This window comes from Pseudomonas sp. 31 R 17 (genome assembly GCF_900004915.1).
In the GTDB taxonomy this organism is placed as follows: domain Bacteria; phylum Pseudomonadota; class Gammaproteobacteria; order Pseudomonadales; family Pseudomonadaceae; genus Aquipseudomonas; species Aquipseudomonas orientalis_A.
This window is the reverse complement of sequence record NZ_CVTN01000078.1, coordinates 16,438-31,914: the sequence shown is the minus strand read 5'-3', so window position 1 is coordinate 31,914 and position 15,477 is coordinate 16,438. Positions and strand designations below refer to the sequence as shown.

Below are 15,477 nucleotides of genomic sequence, written 5' to 3'. Positions count from 1 at the left end.
CGGTGTGCCCGATCGAAGGCTTGAATCCGTGGGCCGCCGCAATGGGCCATCCCTGGCCCAGTGCGGCTAACCCGGCGTCCTGCCGGGTTGCCCAAGGATTCAAGCCTGCGTTCGGCCAGCGTGGTTTAACGGGGCGCCTGAGATCAAGAGCAAAAGCGCGGCGGCCTTGGAGCCGACCGGTATCGTGTGTCGATCCGCGATCCAAATGTGGGAGGGGGCTTGCCCCCGATGGCGGCCTCCGAGCCGACCAGGATGTTGGATCAGATCGAGTACATATCCGTTTTCTGCAGTCACGGCTGCTTTTACCGGCGTTACGGGTGGGCGCTGCGTTGCTGTCTGTATGAATGAATTTTGTATTCATCTAAAGAAAAATGAGTTTGTCTCATTATCGTCATCTCCCGACAATGACCGCCATAGATACCGACATTGGAGATAAAAAGTCATGGCAGTCGCTCATTCCCTCGGATTTCCGCGCATTGGACGCGATCGTGAACTGAAAAAAGCGCAGGAAGCGTTCTGGAAGGGCGAGCTCGATGAGGCCGGCCTGCGCGCCGTGGGGCGTGATTTGCGCAAGGCCCATTGGGACCTGCAGAAACAGGCCGGCATCGAGTTGCTGCCCGCCGGTGATTTCGCCTGGTACGACCAGGTGCTGACCCACTCGCTGATGTTTGGCGTGATCCCGGAGCGTTTCCGTCCGGCCGATGGCCAGGCCACGTTGCACACGTTATTCGGCATGGCCCGCGGCGTCAGCGATGCGTGCTGCGCCGGTGCTCACGCCCAGGAGATGACCAAGTGGTTCGATACCAACTATCACTACCTGGTGCCGGAGTTCAGTGTCGATCAGCAATTCCACCTCGGATGGGAACAGCTGTTCGAAGAAGTCCAGGAAGCCCGCGACCTCGGGCACGCCGTCAAGCCGGTGGTGATTGGCCCGCTGACGTACCTGTGGCTGGGCAAGGCCAAGGGCGGCGACTTTGACAAGCTTGATCTGCTCGACCGCCTGCTGCCGCTGTACGGCCAGATCTTCCAGCGCCTGGCCGAGCTGGGTGTGGAGTGGGTGCAGATCGACGAGCCGATCCTGGTGCTCGATCTGCCGCAGGAGTGGAAGAACGCCTTTGAGCGCGCCTACAACCTGATCCAGCGTGATCCGTTGAAGAAACTGGTGGCCACCTACTTTGGCGGGCTGGAAGAAAACCTCGGCCTGGCCGCCAATCTGCCGGTCGACGGCCTGCACATCGACCTGGTACGGGCGCCGGAGCAATACCCGACGATTCTTGATCGCCTGCCGGCTTATAAGGTGCTGTCCCTGGGTGTGGTCAATGGCCGTAACGTGTGGCGCTGCGACCTGGAAAAAGCCCTGGCGACGTTGCAACACGCCCAGGACAAACTCGGTGAGCGCTTGTGGGTCGCGCCGTCCTGTTCACTGCTGCACAGCCCGGTGGATCTGGCGCGTGAGGACCAGTTGGACGCCGAGTTGAAGAGCTGGCTGGCCTTCGCCTTGCAAAAGTGCGCTGAAGTCGCGGTACTGACCCAGGCCCTCGACCGGCCCGAGGCGCCGCAGGTGCTGGCCGCGCTGGCTGAGAGTCGTGCGGTACAGGCTGCGCGCGCCGCTTCGCCGCGTATTCACAAGCCCGCTGTGCAAGCGCGCGTTGCCGCGATCAGCGCCAGGGACAGCCAGCGCCAATCGCCGTTTGCCCAGCGTATCGAGAAGCAGCGGGCCAGCCTCGACCTGCCGCTGTTTCCCACCACTACCATCGGTTCCTTCCCGCAAACCGCGTCGATCCGTCTGGCGCGCCAGTCGTACAAGGCCGGCAAGTTGAGCGAAGCCGAATACGTCGAAGCGATGCACAGCGAGATCCGGCACGCGGTCGAGGTGCAGGAGAACCTCGGGCTGGATGTGCTGGTGCACGGTGAGGCCGAACGTAACGACATGGTCGAATACTTCGCCGAGCAATTGGACGGCTACGCGTTCAGCCGTTTCGGCTGGGTACAGAGCTACGGTTCGCGCTGTGTGAAACCGGCGCTGATCTACGGCGACCTGAGCCGTCCGAAAGCCATGACGGTGGAGTGGATTCGCTATGCCCAGGGCCTCACGCGCAAGGTGCTCAAGGGCATGTTGACGGGCCCGGTGACCATGCTGATGTGGTCGTTCCCACGGGAAGACGTGAGCCGTGAAGTGCAGGCCCGGCAGCTGGCCCTGGCGCTGCGTGACGAGGTGGTGGACCTGGAAGCCGCCGGTATCAGGATCGTGCAGATCGACGAGGCCGCGTTCCGCGAAGGCTTGCCGTTGCGTCAGGCGCAATGGCCGCACTACCTGGACTGGGCCACCGAAGTGTTCCGCCTGTGCGCCTGCGGCGTGCGTGACGAGACCCAGATTCACACCCACATGTGCTACAGCGAATTCAACGATGTGATCGAGTCCATCGCGGCGATGGACGCCGACGTCATCACCATTGAAACCTCGCGCTCGGACATGGCGTTGCTCGATGCGTTCGAAGCCTTCGCCTACCCCAACGACATCGGCCCCGGCGTCTACGACATCCACTCGCCACGGGTGCCGGAGGTGGCGCAGATGGTTGACTTGCTGCGCAAGGCGGCCAAGCGGATTCCGGCCGAGCGATTGTGGGTGAACCCCGATTGCGGCCTGAAAACCCGTGGCTGGCCGGAGACGGAAGCGGCGTTGATCCACATGGTGACGGCGGCGCGCCAGCTGCGTGCGGAACTGGGCTGAGGGCGAAGATTGCGCGGTAGACGTTTGCGTTGTACGGCATACTGCGCCAATGACTTTCGACTCGCCGCTCGCCGCTTATCAACGCGCTATCGCCCGGCAGGGCTTCGTGCCCGACGACGCTCAACGCCGGGCGGTGCAGGCCTTGCAAGCCTGTCACCAGGCGTTGCACCAGGGCGGTTCGCCGATTACCGGCGTTTACCTGTGGGGGCCGGTGGGGCGCGGCAAGACCTGGCTGATGGACCAGTTCCATCAAAGCCTGCGCGTGCCCGCGCGCCGCCAGCATTTTCATCACTTCATGGGCTGGGTTCACCAGCGCTCGTTCCAGCTCACCGGTACCCGGGACCCGCTGCAGGCGTTGGCGCGGGAACTGAGCCGGGACGTGCGCGTACTGTGCTTCGACGAGTTGTTCGTCAATGACATCGGTGACGCAATCATTCTCGGCCGTCTGTTTCAGGTGATGTTCGAGGAGGGCGTGGTGATGGTCTGCACCTCCAATCAACCCCCTGAGCAGCTGTACGCCGAAGGTTTCAACCGTGAGCGGTTCTTGCCGGGTATCGCGGCGATCAATCGGCATATGCAGGTGCTGGCCGTGGACGGCGGCGAGGATCATCGCCTGCATCCCGGCGTGGGTCTGCAGCGCTACTGGGTCAATCGACCCGATGCACTGGCCACGCTGTTCCGGCAGATGAGCGACGGGCAACCCCTCAGCGACGAGAAGGAAGTGAACGTGGGGCATCGCACGATAGCGGCGGTGCAGGCCAGTGACGCGGTGCTGTGGTGCCGTTACGCCGAGCTCTGCGAACAACCTCTGGCGGCGATGGATTTCATGCTGCTGTGTGATCGCTTCAAGGCCATCCTGCTGGGAGAGGTGCCCAACCTCAGCGCACAGCAGCGCCCTGGTCGCATTGCCCGGGGTACCGAAGACGGCGCCGAGCGCGTGGTCGCGGGGGATCGGCAATTGCCGGAATTGTCCAGGCATGATGACAGCGTGCGACGCTTCATCGCGCTGGTGGATGAGTGTTACGACCGCAAAGTGCCGTTGTTCATCGAGGCCCAGGTGCCGCTGGAGCGTCTCTATACCGAAGGCTACCTGGCGTTTCCTTTTCGTCGCACCTTGAGCCGCTTGCGCGAAATGCAACTGCAGCGCTTCGGCGCCTGAGAGCCCCGCGTTCACTGCGCTTGAGGCGTTGGATACGTGCAATCTACGCGCTTTCTGTCAGACATTTGTCGTTAATCTCCTTCATCTACTGCCGACTCCATGCTTACAATCAACCTTCTCAAAGGGAATCGGTTCCCTGGTTGTCGTTATCGAGGAAGGAAATGGACACCCCAGACATCCTGGTGCTGCAAGCCAGCTACACCAACGCCGTACACGCCGATGCCATCGGCTCGCTGCTCAACCACTATGCTGAAGACCCGATGGGCGGCGGCCACAGTTTGCCGGCCGACCTGTTGCAGCAACTGCCTGCGGAGCTGGCCAAGCGCCCTCATGCGTTCAGTGTGCTGGCGTTCGTTGGGGGTGTCCCGGCCGGGCTGGTCAATTGCTTCGAAGGGTTTTCGACCTTCGCCTGTCGGCCCTTGGTCAACGTCCACGATGTGATGGTGGCGCAACAGTTTCGGGGCTTGGGGTTAAGTCAGAAGATGCTGCAGAAGGTCGAGGAAATCGCCCGGCAGCGCGGTTGCTGCAAGATCACCCTGGAAGTGCTAGAAGGCAATGCGCTGGCCCAGTCGGCGTATCGCAAGTTCGGTTTCGACGATTCGGTATTTGATCCCGCCCATGGCCGCATGTTGTTCTGGAACAAGGCACTTTAATAAAAAGCACAGCAAAAAAAGGCGCCATTGAATGGCGCCCAATAAAACCTTTGCCAAAGGAGCGGGTTGGCACAGGGTACTTGCGGATTAACTCAGTATTAAATCAACTTTTGGGGTGGGCGGGTTCGGCAGTAGTGGCTTTAACCGGTTTGCCATCGGCGGACGCAACTTGCTGCTCGGCCTTGCCGTGGGTTGTTTCCTGACTCAGGCTGAAGTTCTTGTAGAATTCCTTGGAGCGCTCTGAACCGCCCTCTGCAAAGGCGGCGGCGGAGGTCAGGGTCATCAGGCTGGCAAGCATCAGTGTCGAGAGTTTCATTTCAGTATTCCCATTAAGAGTGATAGGTGTCCGGTCACTCCGTGATCAGATCGTGGGGCGACTATGGCGCTATCTTATTAAGTGGGAATTAACGAAATTGCCCCGCGAAGTTAATAGTTTTTAACTTCGCGGGGCAGGGTGCTACAGCCTCCAGTCCAATGCCAGGGTAATCGAGCGCGGATCGCCCCAATACACGCCATTGTAAAAACCGACGCGCTCGTAATATTTTTTGTCAAACAGATTATTGACGTTGATCGATGCCGTCAGCTGCTCGTCGAACTCGTAGCGCGACATCAGGTTGACCACGGTGTAGCCCGGTTGCTCGATCTTTGCCCGCGTGGTGATCAAGTTGCCTTTGTCATTGCGTTCGCCCGTGGGCCGGTTGCCGAACTCATGGATGTCGCTCTGCCAATTCACCGCGCCGCCCACGGTCAGGTTGCGCCAGGCCCCCGGCAGGCGATAAGCGCTGGATATTTTCAGCAGGTTCAACGGCTGGCCGGTGTTGTTGCGCTGGCCGGTACCATTTACCGAATGGGTGTAGGTGTAGCCGGCGGTCAGGTTCCAGTCCGGTGTGATTTCGCCGGCCGCCTCCAGCTCGAAACCCTTCACCTTGTTACCCTTGCCGCCGGATTTGTAGTATTCCTCGCCGGTGACCGGGTTGGGCGGAACCGCGTCATCGCGCTCGGCGACGTTGTCCTGGGTGCTCCAGAAATACGCCGCCGCCAGGTTCAGACGCTCGTTGAGCACGCTGCCCTTGAGGCCAACTTCATAGTTGCTGCCCACCACCGGCTCCAGGTATTTCTTGTTCACGTCTTTCGCGCTTTGCGGCTTGAAGATGTCGGTGTAGCTCGCGTAGACGGTGTACTGCGGCGTGATGTCGTACAGCAACCCGGCGTAGGCCGTGAACATATCGTTATGGGTCTGGCCGGTTTTGCCGGAAGCGGTCAGTTGATTGTTGGCGTTGTATTCGGGGGTGGCGCTTTCCAGCTCCCAACTGCCGTAGCGGCTACCGAGTACGGCATGCAGACGGTCAGTCAGGCTCAGGCGAGTGGCGAGGTAGCCGGCTTTCTGTTGTTTCTTGCTGTGCTCGCCCTTGAGGTCGGTGACCTCATCGGTGAACTTGCCGATACCGCCCATGTGCTTCCAGTCCGCGATGGGGTAATAGCTGGCAGGCAGGTTGCTGCGCATGAAGGGCGAAGTGTCCCGTTGCGCGGCCTCGCCATAGCCCATCATCAGCGCATGTTCACGGCCCAGCAGCGCGTAGCTGCCGGCCAGGTTGAGGTCGATGGCTTCCATTCTCGACGTGCCGCGCATATGGCTGGCCCAGGCGGTCATGCCGCTGCGGTCGGCATTGGGGAAACCCGCGCCGCCGTAGTACACCTTGCCATCGGTATCGCTCTGGCGATGGGTGTAGGCGGCCTTCAGGTGCCAGTCGCCGCCGAGGCGATGGTCGAGGGTGGCGAAGGTGGTCTTGTCGGTCAGCGGCCAGGAACTCCAGTGCGCGGCCATATTGGTGGAGCGCGACAGTCCGGCCTTGCCGCCCTGGCTGTTCCAGTAGGGCACGGTGCCCCAGGACGTGCCTTGTACCTGCTTGTCCTGGTAATCAAAACCTACGGCCAGCACGGTGTCGTCGGACAGGTCGCCCTCGAGAATGCCGTAGCCGACCGCGCGCTGCAGTGCATAGTTATCGCGCAAGGATTTGCTGTCTCGGTACGCCAGTACGCTGCGCCCGCGCAACTTGCCGTCGAAGGCCAGCGGGCCGCCGACGTCGAGGTAGCTGTAATAGTTGTCATGGGTGGCGCCACTGACCCCGGTTTTTGCCTGCCATTGGGCGGTCGGGCGCTTGCGTACCATATTGACGGTGGCCGAAGGATCGCCCGCGCCGGTCGTCAGGCCGGTGGCGCCGCGCACCACTTCGATACGGTCATAGATGATGGTGTCGGCGTCGCTCTTCATGTAGCCGAAGGTGTTGAGCATCCCGTCAATCTGGAAGTTGTTGATGCCGTAGCCACGGGAGGTATAGGACACCCGGTCCGAGTCATTGTGCTGGACGTTGATGCCGGTGGTCTGGCGTAACACATCGGTCAGGGTGTTGAGGTTGAAATCATCCATCTGCTGGCGCGTGATCACCGAGATAGATTGCGGGGTTTCCTTGACGGACAGGTTCAGGCGGGTGGCGGTGCTCATCGAGCCCGTAGTGTAGGCGCCGGTGTGCTCGGTGGTCGCGCCCAGGCTGTCGGCGGTGACGCGGGTGGCGCCCAGTTCGAGGGCTCTGGCGGGGGCGTTTTCGGGGTCGGTTTCGGCCAGCAGTTCAGCGCTTGGCGCAAGGCTGAACAGGCCCAGGGTAAGGGTGATGGAACGGGTGAAAGGCGCGAGCATCGCGGCGAACTCCTTGTCGTCTTTGAGGCCGCCCCGGAAAGGGCGGGTATGGCTCAAAGACGAAAGGAGGCGCGGAACTTTAGGCTTTAACGAGAATGATTATTATCTTTCGTTTATAAACCTCTCGGTTACTTGACCACCACCTCGGTGCTGTCGGCCTTTTTCGGCTTGATCAAGCTGAAGTCGATCAAGGCTTTCTGCTTGGTCTCGTAAGGGTTACCGATCAGCAGGGGACGCGGCTTGAAGCTGTCACTGACCAGGCTTTTGCTGCGGTCCAGTTCATCGAAGCTCAAACCGGCCAGGTCCGCCCACGTGTGGATCAACTGCGAGCTGCTGTAAGGCCGCTGCAGGTCGCCGGCGAAGCTCCAGTCGTGGCTTTCGCGCCACTTGGGTGAGGCGTAGGCCATAAAGGGAATGGTGTACATCGGCGCGGTCGGCTTGCCTTCGTTACGGCCCAGGGTGTCATGGCCGACAGAGTCGAACACGTCTTCGCCGTGGTCCGACAGGTACAGCAAAAAGCCGTTGGGGTCGGTCTTGGCGTAGTCCTTGATCAGGCTCGAGACCACGAAGTCGTTGTACAGCACCGCGTTGTCATAGCTGTTGTACGTCGGCAACTGGGCGTCGCTGACGCCCGGCGGCACGCCCTGGCGATCGGTGAATTTGTCGAACGTCGGCGGATAGCGGTACTGGTAGCTCATGTGCGTGCCCAACAGGTGCACTACGATGAATTTGCGCTCGGCGGTATCGGCCAGGGCCTTGGAAAACGGCGCGAGTACATCGCCGTCGTATTGGCGGGCGTTCTGATTGCGATTGTTGTTCAGGTACACCTGTTCGTCGGCCTGTTCGGAAAAGGTCGTGAGCATGGTGTTGCGCTTGGTCATGGTCTGCTGGTTGGTGATCCAGAACGTCTTGTAGCCGGCCTGTTTCATCACGCTGACGATCGACGGCGTCTTGAGGTACAGGTCCGGGTTTTCTTCGTCGGCGAAGGTCAGTACCTGTTGCAACGCTTCGATGGTGTAGGGGCGCGGGGTGATGACATTGTCGAACACCGCCAGTTGGTCGCGCAGCTTGTCCAGTTCCGGCGTGGTATTGCGCGGGTAGCCATAGAGGCTCATGCGCTGGCGGTTGGTGGACTCGCCGATTACCAGCACCAGCGTGGACGGCTGGCCGGCCATGGTGTCCTTGAGGTTTTTCAAGGGTGGAATCTGGCTGGCGCTGGTCAGCATGCCTTGCATGTTGTCCAGTTGTTCGGTGTAGCGGCGGTAGGCGACGATCATCTGCCAGGGCACAGCCGGTTCGATCCGGGTTTCAAAGCGGTCGATGGCCTGTTCCATGGTGTCGCTGGTGGCGATCTGCTTGACCAGCGGGTAGCCGACAATCGCCAATACGATGGCGATGGCCGCCACGATGGACTGGCCGCGGGGCAAGTACACCGGGCGCAAGCGTGTCCACAGGAATACCGCGAAGGCGGTGTGGGCGATGAACGCCAGCACGATCCACCAGGCAAAATACTGGGTAGCGTATTCGCCCGCTTCAGAAATGTTCGACTCGAACATGATGAAGATCACGCTCTGGGAAAATTCCTGCTGGTAAATAAAGAAGTAACCCAGGCTGGCCATGGAGCAGGCCCACAGCACCACGCCGATCACGGCGGCCAGTACCCGCGTTTGCCGGGGGAACAGCAGCATCGGCGCCAGCCACAGTGCACTCATGAAGAATGCCTGGCGGAAACCACTGAAGCCGGACGTACCGGTCAGTTGGATAAGCAGCTGGGTAATACCCGAGAAGTACCAGAAAAACAGGAATAACCAGCCAAGGCCGGCCCAATCAAAACCTTTCGCAGTCGTCGTGCTGCGTTTGAACATCGCCATCCAGCGCCCCATCAGAAAATGATCGTCGCGCACACGCGCGCAACATCGGGCCGCTCGGAACATGAGCGGCATCGCGGGCGGGAGTATCGGGACAGGCGTGTGAAAACTTTGTGAGTTTTCTGTAGGTATTGCCTTACAAACTAACCAAAGGCGTTCAGCAGAGTGCGGGCTTGGCGCCGGACGGCAGCTCCAGCTGGGCCTGGAGGTGCGAACGCAGGCGCAGGACTTCCTGTTGCAACTGATCGCGCTCGTCCTTCAACTGACGCAATTCATCGCGGCGGATGCTGACGTAGAGGGTCTGTGGCGGTCGGGTCATCTGTGCTGTGCTCATTGCTTGCCTCGCAAATAGCCGGGTAGATCGCGCCGCCGAAACAGGTGAGCGGCAGCAGTCGTGGCAAGTTTGAATTCTTTTTCACACCAAGGGAACTTTTTTATTTTTGGTGGTCGTGTGACTTTTGCCACCGTGATGGTGAAATGCTGGCAACTTTTTTAGCATGAAACTACGCGGATCCGCTCTGGACTAACCCTCATTAGCCTCATTGCGCTATAAACTATGTCACACATTTTTTAGCAGTTAGGAGCATCAGCACATGCAACTGGGGATTATCGGACTAGGCCGCATGGGCGGTAACATTGCGCGGCGCCTGATGCTCAATGGGCATACCACCGTTGTATATGACCGTAACGAAGCCTTTGTCAAAGGCTTGAGCGAGGAGGGCGCCACCGGCGTCGCCGACTTGAAAGCCCTGGTGGCCGGCCTGCAAAAGCCTCGCGCTGTGTGGGTAATGTTACCGGCGGGCGCTCCCACCGAAGACACCATCAATGAACTGAGCGGGCTGCTGGAAAGCGGTGACGTGATCATTGATGGCGGCAACACCAATTACAAGGACGACGTACGTCGCGGCAAGGCCCTGGCGGAAAAGGGTCTGCATTACGTCGACGTCGGCACCTCCGGCGGCGTGTGGGGGCTGGAACGCGGCTACTGCATGATGATCGGTGGCGATGTCGAAACCGTGCAGCGCCTTGATCCGATCTTCAAGAGCCTGGCGCCTGGCATCGGCAGCATCCCACGCACCAGGGACCGTTCGGCCTCCGCCGACCCGCGTGCCGAGCACGGCTATATTCATGCCGGCCCGGCGGGCTCCGGCCACTTCGTCAAGATGATCCACAACGGCATTGAATACGGCATGATGCAGGCGTTTGCCGAAGGTTTTGACATTCTCAAGACCAAGAACTCGGACAACCTGCCCGAAGACCAACGCTTCGACCTGAACGTGGCCGACATTGCCGAAGTCTGGCGTCGTGGCAGCGTAGTGTCGTCGTGGCTGCTGGACCTGACCGCCGATGCCCTGGCGACCGATCCGAAGCTGGACGGCTATTCCGGATCCGTGGCCGACAGCGGCGAAGGCCGTTGGACCATCGAAGCGGCCATGGAGCAGGCGGTGCCGGTACCGGTGCTGTCGACGTCGCTGTTCGCCCGTTTCCGTTCGCGCCAGCAGAGCACCTACGGTGACAAAATGCTCTCGGCCATGCGCTTCGGCTTTGGCGGCCACGTGGAGACTTCCAAAAAATGACCGCCAACGGCAAGAAACCCAAGGCCGAACCCGCTCCACCCACTACCTTGTTTCTGTTTGGCGCCCATGGCGACCTGGTCAAGCGCCTGCTGATGCCGGCGCTGTACAACCTGAGTCGCGACGGGCTGCTGGGCGATGGCCTGCGCATTGTGGGCGTTGATCACAACGCCATCAGCGACGCTGACTTCGCCAAGAAACTCGAGGACTTCATTCGCACCGAAGCCGCCGGCAAGGTCCGGGGCAATGCCGACAATGGGCTGGACCCACAGCTGTGGGCCCAGTTGGCCAAAGGCATCAGCTACGTCGAGGGTGACTTCCTCGACGACAGCACCTACGCCGATATCGCGCAGAAAATTGCCGACAGCGGCAGCGCCAATGCGGTGTTCTACCTCGCGACAGCACCGCGCTTCTTCAGTGAAGTCGTGCAGCGCCTGGGCAGTGCCGGGTTGCTCGATGAGACGCAGGAGGGGTTTCGCCGCGTGGTCATCGAGAAACCGTTCGGTTCCGACCTGGCCAGCGCCGAAGCGTTGAATGCGTGCCTGCTCAAGGTGATGAGCGAGAAGCAGATCTATCGCATCGACCATTACCTGGGCAAGGAAACGGTGCAGAACATCCTCATCAGCCGTTTCTCCAACGTGCTGTTCGAGGCGTTCTGGAACAACCATTACATCGACCACGTGCAAATCACCGCCGCAGAAACCGTCGGCGTCGAAACCCGGGGCAATTTCTTCGAAAAAACCGGCACGCTGCGGGACATGGTACCCAACCACCTGTTCCAGTTGCTGGCCATGGTCGCAATGGAGCCACCGGCAGCCTTCGGTGCCGACGCGGTGCGCGGTGAGAAGGCCAAGGTGGTCGGTGCCATCCGGCCCTGGTCCCTGGAAGATGCGCGGGCCAACTCCGTGCGCGGCCAGTACACCGCCGGTGAAATCGCCGGCAAGCAACTGCCGGGCTATCGCGAAGAAGCCAATGTCGCGCCTGACAGCAGCACCGAGACCTTCGTTGCGCTGAAGGTGATGATCGACAACTGGCGCTGGGTCGGCGTGCCGTTCTACCTGCGAACCGGCAAGCGCATGAGCATCCGCGACACCGAGATCGTGATCTGCTTCAAGCAGGCGCCTTACGCGCAGTTTCGCGACACCGACGTCGATGAGCTCAAGCCCACCTACCTGAAGATCCAGATCCAGCCGAACGAAGGCATGTGGTTCGACCTGCTGGCCAAAAAGCCCGGGCCGACCCTGGAAATGGCCAATATCGAGTTGGGATTCGACTACAAGGACTTCTTCGAGATGCAGCCGTCGACAGGTTACGAAACCCTGATCTACGACTGCATGACCGGCGACCAGACCCTGTTCCAGCGCGCCGACAATATCGAGAACGGCTGGCGCGCCGTGCAGCCGTTCCTGGATGCCTGGAAAGAAGACGATGGCATTCAGACCTACAAGGCCGGCGAAGATGGCCCGGCGGCGTCGGATGCATTGCTGGCCCGTGACGGCCGTGCCTGGCATAGCCTCGGATGAGTGATGCAGCGATTCATCCCATCCGTTTTATCCTCAGTGATGTGGACGGCACCTTGCTGCATCCGGATCACAGCCTCAGCCCGCGCACAGCCGATGCGATTCGCGCGTTGCGTGATGCCGGGGTGTTTTTCAGTCTGGCCAGCGGGCGCCCGCCCAAGGCCATGATGCACCTGATCGAGACCTTCGGTATCGACGTGCCGGTGGCGGGGTTCAACGGCGGTACGTTGATCAACCCCGATGGCAGCATCCTGGTGGCCCACCATCTGCCGGCGGAAGCGGCGTTAGTGACCCTGGCACTGTTCTCGGCCGAACCGGATGTGGAAGTCTGGGTGTTTGCCGATGGCGACTGGCTGCGCCGTGACTCGCCCGGGCCGATGGAGCAGCGCGAAGCCGACGGCCTGGGGTACGGGCCAGTGGTGGTGGAGAGTTTCGAGCCCTACCTGGACCGGGTCGACAAGATCGTCGCCGCGAGCAATAACACGCAGTTGCTGGTAGAGCTGGAAGCGCAGCTGCAGCCGAAGGTGAGGGGCCTGGCCCAGGTCTCACGTTCGCAGCCGGTTTATCTGGATGTGACGGCGATGCTGGCGAATAAAGGCGAGGCCTTGAAGACCCTGGCGGCGCACCTTGAGGTGCCGCTTGCGCAAACGGCAGCCATTGGCGACGGCGGCAACGATCCGGCGATGTTCCAGGTGGCCGGTTTATCGATTGCCATGGGCCAGGCGGAAGAAACCGTCAAGCGTCAGGCCAGCGTGGTCACCGGCAGCAATGTCGAGGACGGCGCTGCCGAAGCGTTCGAGCGATTTATACTCAACGCACGATAAGTAAGTGCAACTTCCGATCACTGTAATGCAGTGATCGGAAGTTCCCGCCTCACTTACTTGGGCATTGCCCATTGCTGCAACTGGTAGCCACTTTTGTCGAGCTCGGCACGGGCCTGCAACAGCAAGTCTTCCAATTGCGCCGGGTCAGTGTAAGTGGTCGATGACAGCTGTTGGCTGCCGATACGGGTGTTGGTGCGGTCGATGACGCTCAGGCTGAGGGCGCCATGACCGTCGTGCCAAGCCACGCACTGGAAGGGCTGGAAGGCACGGTCTGCAATCAAAAGAGCTTCGTTGATGCGCAGCGGAGCGTTCATGTGTGTCGTCTCTCTCTGTGCCCATTCAAGTGAATACCGGCGGTTGGGCTGACCGTACGGTGGGTTACTTGTACTGATGCACGATGGTGGGGGGCGGGTCACATGCCAGGACAAGAAATTTTAACTTTCCCTGACTGAAGTCATCTAAGCGGCTGTTTTAAAAGCGGAACTAACGTTTGGCCGGTGGGCAACTTTTTACAGGTTGATGGCTTTTTGCTCGCACTTATAGCGAAAGGGTACAAGCACAGCGTCAATATTTTGATATGTTGCTTTCTGGTCGCCACAAACTATTGTTTCTATTAATAAAAACTGACGCCAAGGAATAGTCATGGTTGTGACTTCTGCGCAACGCCGCTTGTTGGTCGTCGACCCCTGCGAGGATTGTCACGGATTGCTGCCCGGCTTGCGCACGGTCGGATGGGAAGTCGACAGCTGTACCCTCGAAGCCGTGGGTGAGCGGTCCTGCGATGTCGGCCTGTTGCGATTGCAGCCTTGTCATCTGGAACGGCCCGAGGCGGTCAAGGAGCTGATTGGTCGTAGCGGCACCGAATGGATCGCGGTACTCAGCCAGGACGTGCTACGCCTGCAGAACGTCGGGGATTTCGTCTGCGAATGGTTTTTTGACTTCCACACCTTGCCGTTCGATGTGTCGCGGGTGCAGGTCACCCTCGGGCGCGCCTTTGGCATGGCGCGCCTGCGCGGCAAAGGCAACACCCCGGTGGGAGGGCCTGAGCATGAGTTGCTGGGCGATAGCCGGCCCATTCGCGAACTGCGCAAATTGCTGTCGAAGCTGGCGCCCACTGAATCGCCGGTACTGATACGGGGAGACAGCGGCACCGGCAAGGAACTGGTGGCCAAGATGCTGCACCGGCAGTCCCAGCGACACGCCAAGCCATTCGTGGCGATCAACTGCGGAGCGATTCCTGAACACCTGATCCAGTCGGAACTCTTCGGCCATGAAAAGGGCGCCTTCACCGGTGCGCATCAGCGCAAGGTCGGACGCATCGAGGCCGCCCACGGTGGCACGCTGTTCCTTGATGAAATCGGCGATCTGCCCATGGAGCTGCAAGCCAACCTGTTGCGCTTTCTCCAGGAGAAACAGATCGAGCGCGTGGGCGGCAGCCAGCCCATCCCGGTGGATGTGCGGGTACTGGCTGCGACCCACGTTGACCTTGAGGCCGCCGTCGAGAAGGGCGCCTTTCGCGAGGACCTGTATTACCGGCTGAACGTGCTGCAAGTCGTCACCGCGCCCCTGCGCGAACGCCACGGCGACGTGGCGATGCTGGCCAATCACTTTTCGCGTTTCTATAGCCAGGAAACCGGCCGCCGCCCGCGCAGCTTCAGCGAAGAGGCCTTGGTGGCGATGGGCCGACACCCCTGGCCGGGCAATGTGCGTGAACTGGCCAACCGTGTGCGCCGTGGCCTGGTCCTGGCTGAAGGGCGCCAGATCGAGGCGGTTGACCTGGGATTGCAAGGCCCGCAAGCCGTGTCGCCGCCGATGGCGACACTGGAAGATTACAAGCACCGCGCCGAACGCCAGGCATTGTGCGACGTACTTCACCGGCACAGCGACAACCTGAGTATCGCGGCCCGGGTGCTGGGCGTTTCCCGGCCGACGTTCTACCGGTTGCTGCACAAACACCAGATTCGCTAGATTTTTTTCAAAGGGTGCATGCAAATCAAAATGTGGGAGGGGGCTTGCCCCCGATGGCGATGTGTCAGTCGCTGATGCATTTACTGCTCTACGCATCGGGGCATAGACCACACACCGCCGTAGCCGCTAACCACGATGCGAAGCGAGTCGCCGTTGATCTGCTTTTGATCTTGATCTCAGGCGCCCCGTTAAACCACGCTGGCCGAACGCAGGCTTGAATCCGTGGGCAACCCGGCAGGACGCCGGGTTAGCCGCACTGGGCCAGGGATGGCCCATTGCGGCGGCCCACGGATTCAAGCCGGAGAGAGGGCACACCGAGCCTAAGCGAGGTGCCGAGTGGTGGGGCAAGAGCGTTTTGCTTACTTTTGCGCTTTTCAAAAGTGAGCCGCTGTAAAAGCGGAACCCGTAGCAGCCGTTACCGCAGAAACGGATATGTACTCGGTCCAATCCAACATCCCGGCCAGCCCCGAGGCCGTCATCGGGGG

At 60.6% G+C, this 15,477-nt stretch carries 12 protein-coding genes; 7 read left to right on the top strand and 5 right to left on the bottom strand.

All coding sequences use genetic code 11. The features are described from left to right. Nucleotides 1–442: 442 nt before the first annotated feature. The 3 genes from metE to BFP89_RS21125 all read left to right on the top strand — a co-directional run bounded on the left by metE (nucleotide 443) and on the right by BFP89_RS21125 (nucleotide 4,543). Complete coding sequence (metE, locus tag BFP89_RS21135; protein ID WP_065887401.1) at nucleotides 443–2,731, top strand: 5-methyltetrahydropteroyltriglutamate--homocysteine S-methyltransferase; 2,289 nt, start codon at nucleotides 443–445, stop codon at nucleotides 2,729–2,731. A 49-nt stretch (nucleotides 2,732–2,780) separates the two neighbouring features. After that, entirely contained in the window at nucleotides 2,781–3,890 is a 1,110-nt protein-coding gene (gene zapE, locus BFP89_RS21130; RefSeq protein WP_065887400.1) for a cell division protein ZapE, read from the top strand. Between the two features lie 161 nt (nucleotides 3,891–4,051). Continuing rightward, nucleotides 4,052–4,543 carry a GNAT family N-acetyltransferase gene (locus BFP89_RS21125; protein ID WP_065887399.1) on the top strand — a complete coding sequence of 164 codons (492 nt, stop codon included), beginning with the start codon at nucleotides 4,052–4,054 and terminating at the stop codon, nucleotides 4,541–4,543. A gap of 103 nt (nucleotides 4,544–4,646) precedes the next feature. Here the strand turns inward: BFP89_RS21125 and BFP89_RS21120 are convergent, their stop codons facing one another. The 4 genes from BFP89_RS21120 to BFP89_RS29025 form a co-directional block, all read right to left on the bottom strand. Beyond that, nucleotides 4,647–4,859: a hypothetical protein gene (locus tag BFP89_RS21120; RefSeq protein ID WP_065887398.1), complete on the bottom strand. Its 213-nt coding sequence runs from the start codon at nucleotides 4,857–4,859 to the stop codon at nucleotides 4,647–4,649. A gap of 141 nt (nucleotides 4,860–5,000) precedes the next feature. Further along, the gene (locus tag BFP89_RS21115; protein WP_065887397.1) at nucleotides 5,001–7,238 is read right to left on the bottom strand and encodes a TonB-dependent siderophore receptor; all 2,238 of its coding nucleotides are present in this window, start codon (nucleotides 7,236–7,238) and stop codon (nucleotides 5,001–5,003) included. A gap of 128 nt (nucleotides 7,239–7,366) precedes the next feature. Next, nucleotides 7,367–9,109: a phosphoethanolamine transferase CptA gene (locus BFP89_RS21110; protein ID WP_065887396.1), complete on the bottom strand. Its 1,743-nt coding sequence runs from the start codon at nucleotides 9,107–9,109 to the stop codon at nucleotides 7,367–7,369. 154 nt (nucleotides 9,110–9,263) lie between these two features. Continuing rightward, the gene (locus tag BFP89_RS29025) at nucleotides 9,264–9,440 is read right to left on the bottom strand and encodes a DUF6026 family protein (protein WP_163003427.1); all 177 of its coding nucleotides are present in this window, start codon (nucleotides 9,438–9,440) and stop codon (nucleotides 9,264–9,266) included. A gap of 259 nt (nucleotides 9,441–9,699) precedes the next feature. Here BFP89_RS29025 and gnd point away from each other — a divergent pair, with 259 nt between their 5' ends. From gnd to BFP89_RS21095, 3 genes are read left to right on the top strand one after another with little or no spacing between them, the layout of a single operon-like run. After that, nucleotides 9,700–10,683, top strand: coding sequence for a phosphogluconate dehydrogenase (NAD(+)-dependent, decarboxylating) (gene gnd / locus BFP89_RS21105; RefSeq protein WP_065887395.1), 984 nt, complete (start codon nucleotides 9,700–9,702; stop codon nucleotides 10,681–10,683). After that, nucleotides 10,680–12,203, top strand: a complete 1,524-nt coding sequence (gene zwf / locus BFP89_RS21100; RefSeq protein ID WP_065887394.1) for a glucose-6-phosphate dehydrogenase — start codon at nucleotides 10,680–10,682, stop codon at nucleotides 12,201–12,203. Before gnd ends, zwf begins: the two co-directional genes overlap by 4 nt. After that, the gene (locus BFP89_RS21095) at nucleotides 12,200–13,024 is read left to right on the top strand and encodes a Cof-type HAD-IIB family hydrolase (protein ID WP_065887393.1); all 825 of its coding nucleotides are present in this window, start codon (nucleotides 12,200–12,202) and stop codon (nucleotides 13,022–13,024) included. The genes zwf and BFP89_RS21095 overlap by 4 nt, the downstream gene beginning before the upstream one ends. Before the next feature lie 53 nt (nucleotides 13,025–13,077). On the opposite strand, the gene BFP89_RS21090 is transcribed toward BFP89_RS21095, so the two are convergent. Next, a complete protein-coding gene (locus tag BFP89_RS21090) occupies nucleotides 13,078–13,338 on the bottom strand; it encodes a hypothetical protein (RefSeq protein ID WP_065887392.1) in 261 nt (86 codons plus the stop codon). A gap of 328 nt (nucleotides 13,339–13,666) precedes the next feature. Between BFP89_RS21090 and BFP89_RS21085 the strand changes: the two genes are divergently transcribed. After that, nucleotides 13,667–14,992, top strand: coding sequence for a sigma-54 dependent transcriptional regulator (locus BFP89_RS21085; RefSeq protein ID WP_065887391.1), 1,326 nt, complete (start codon nucleotides 13,667–13,669; stop codon nucleotides 14,990–14,992). Nucleotides 14,993–15,477 lie beyond the last annotated feature (485 nt).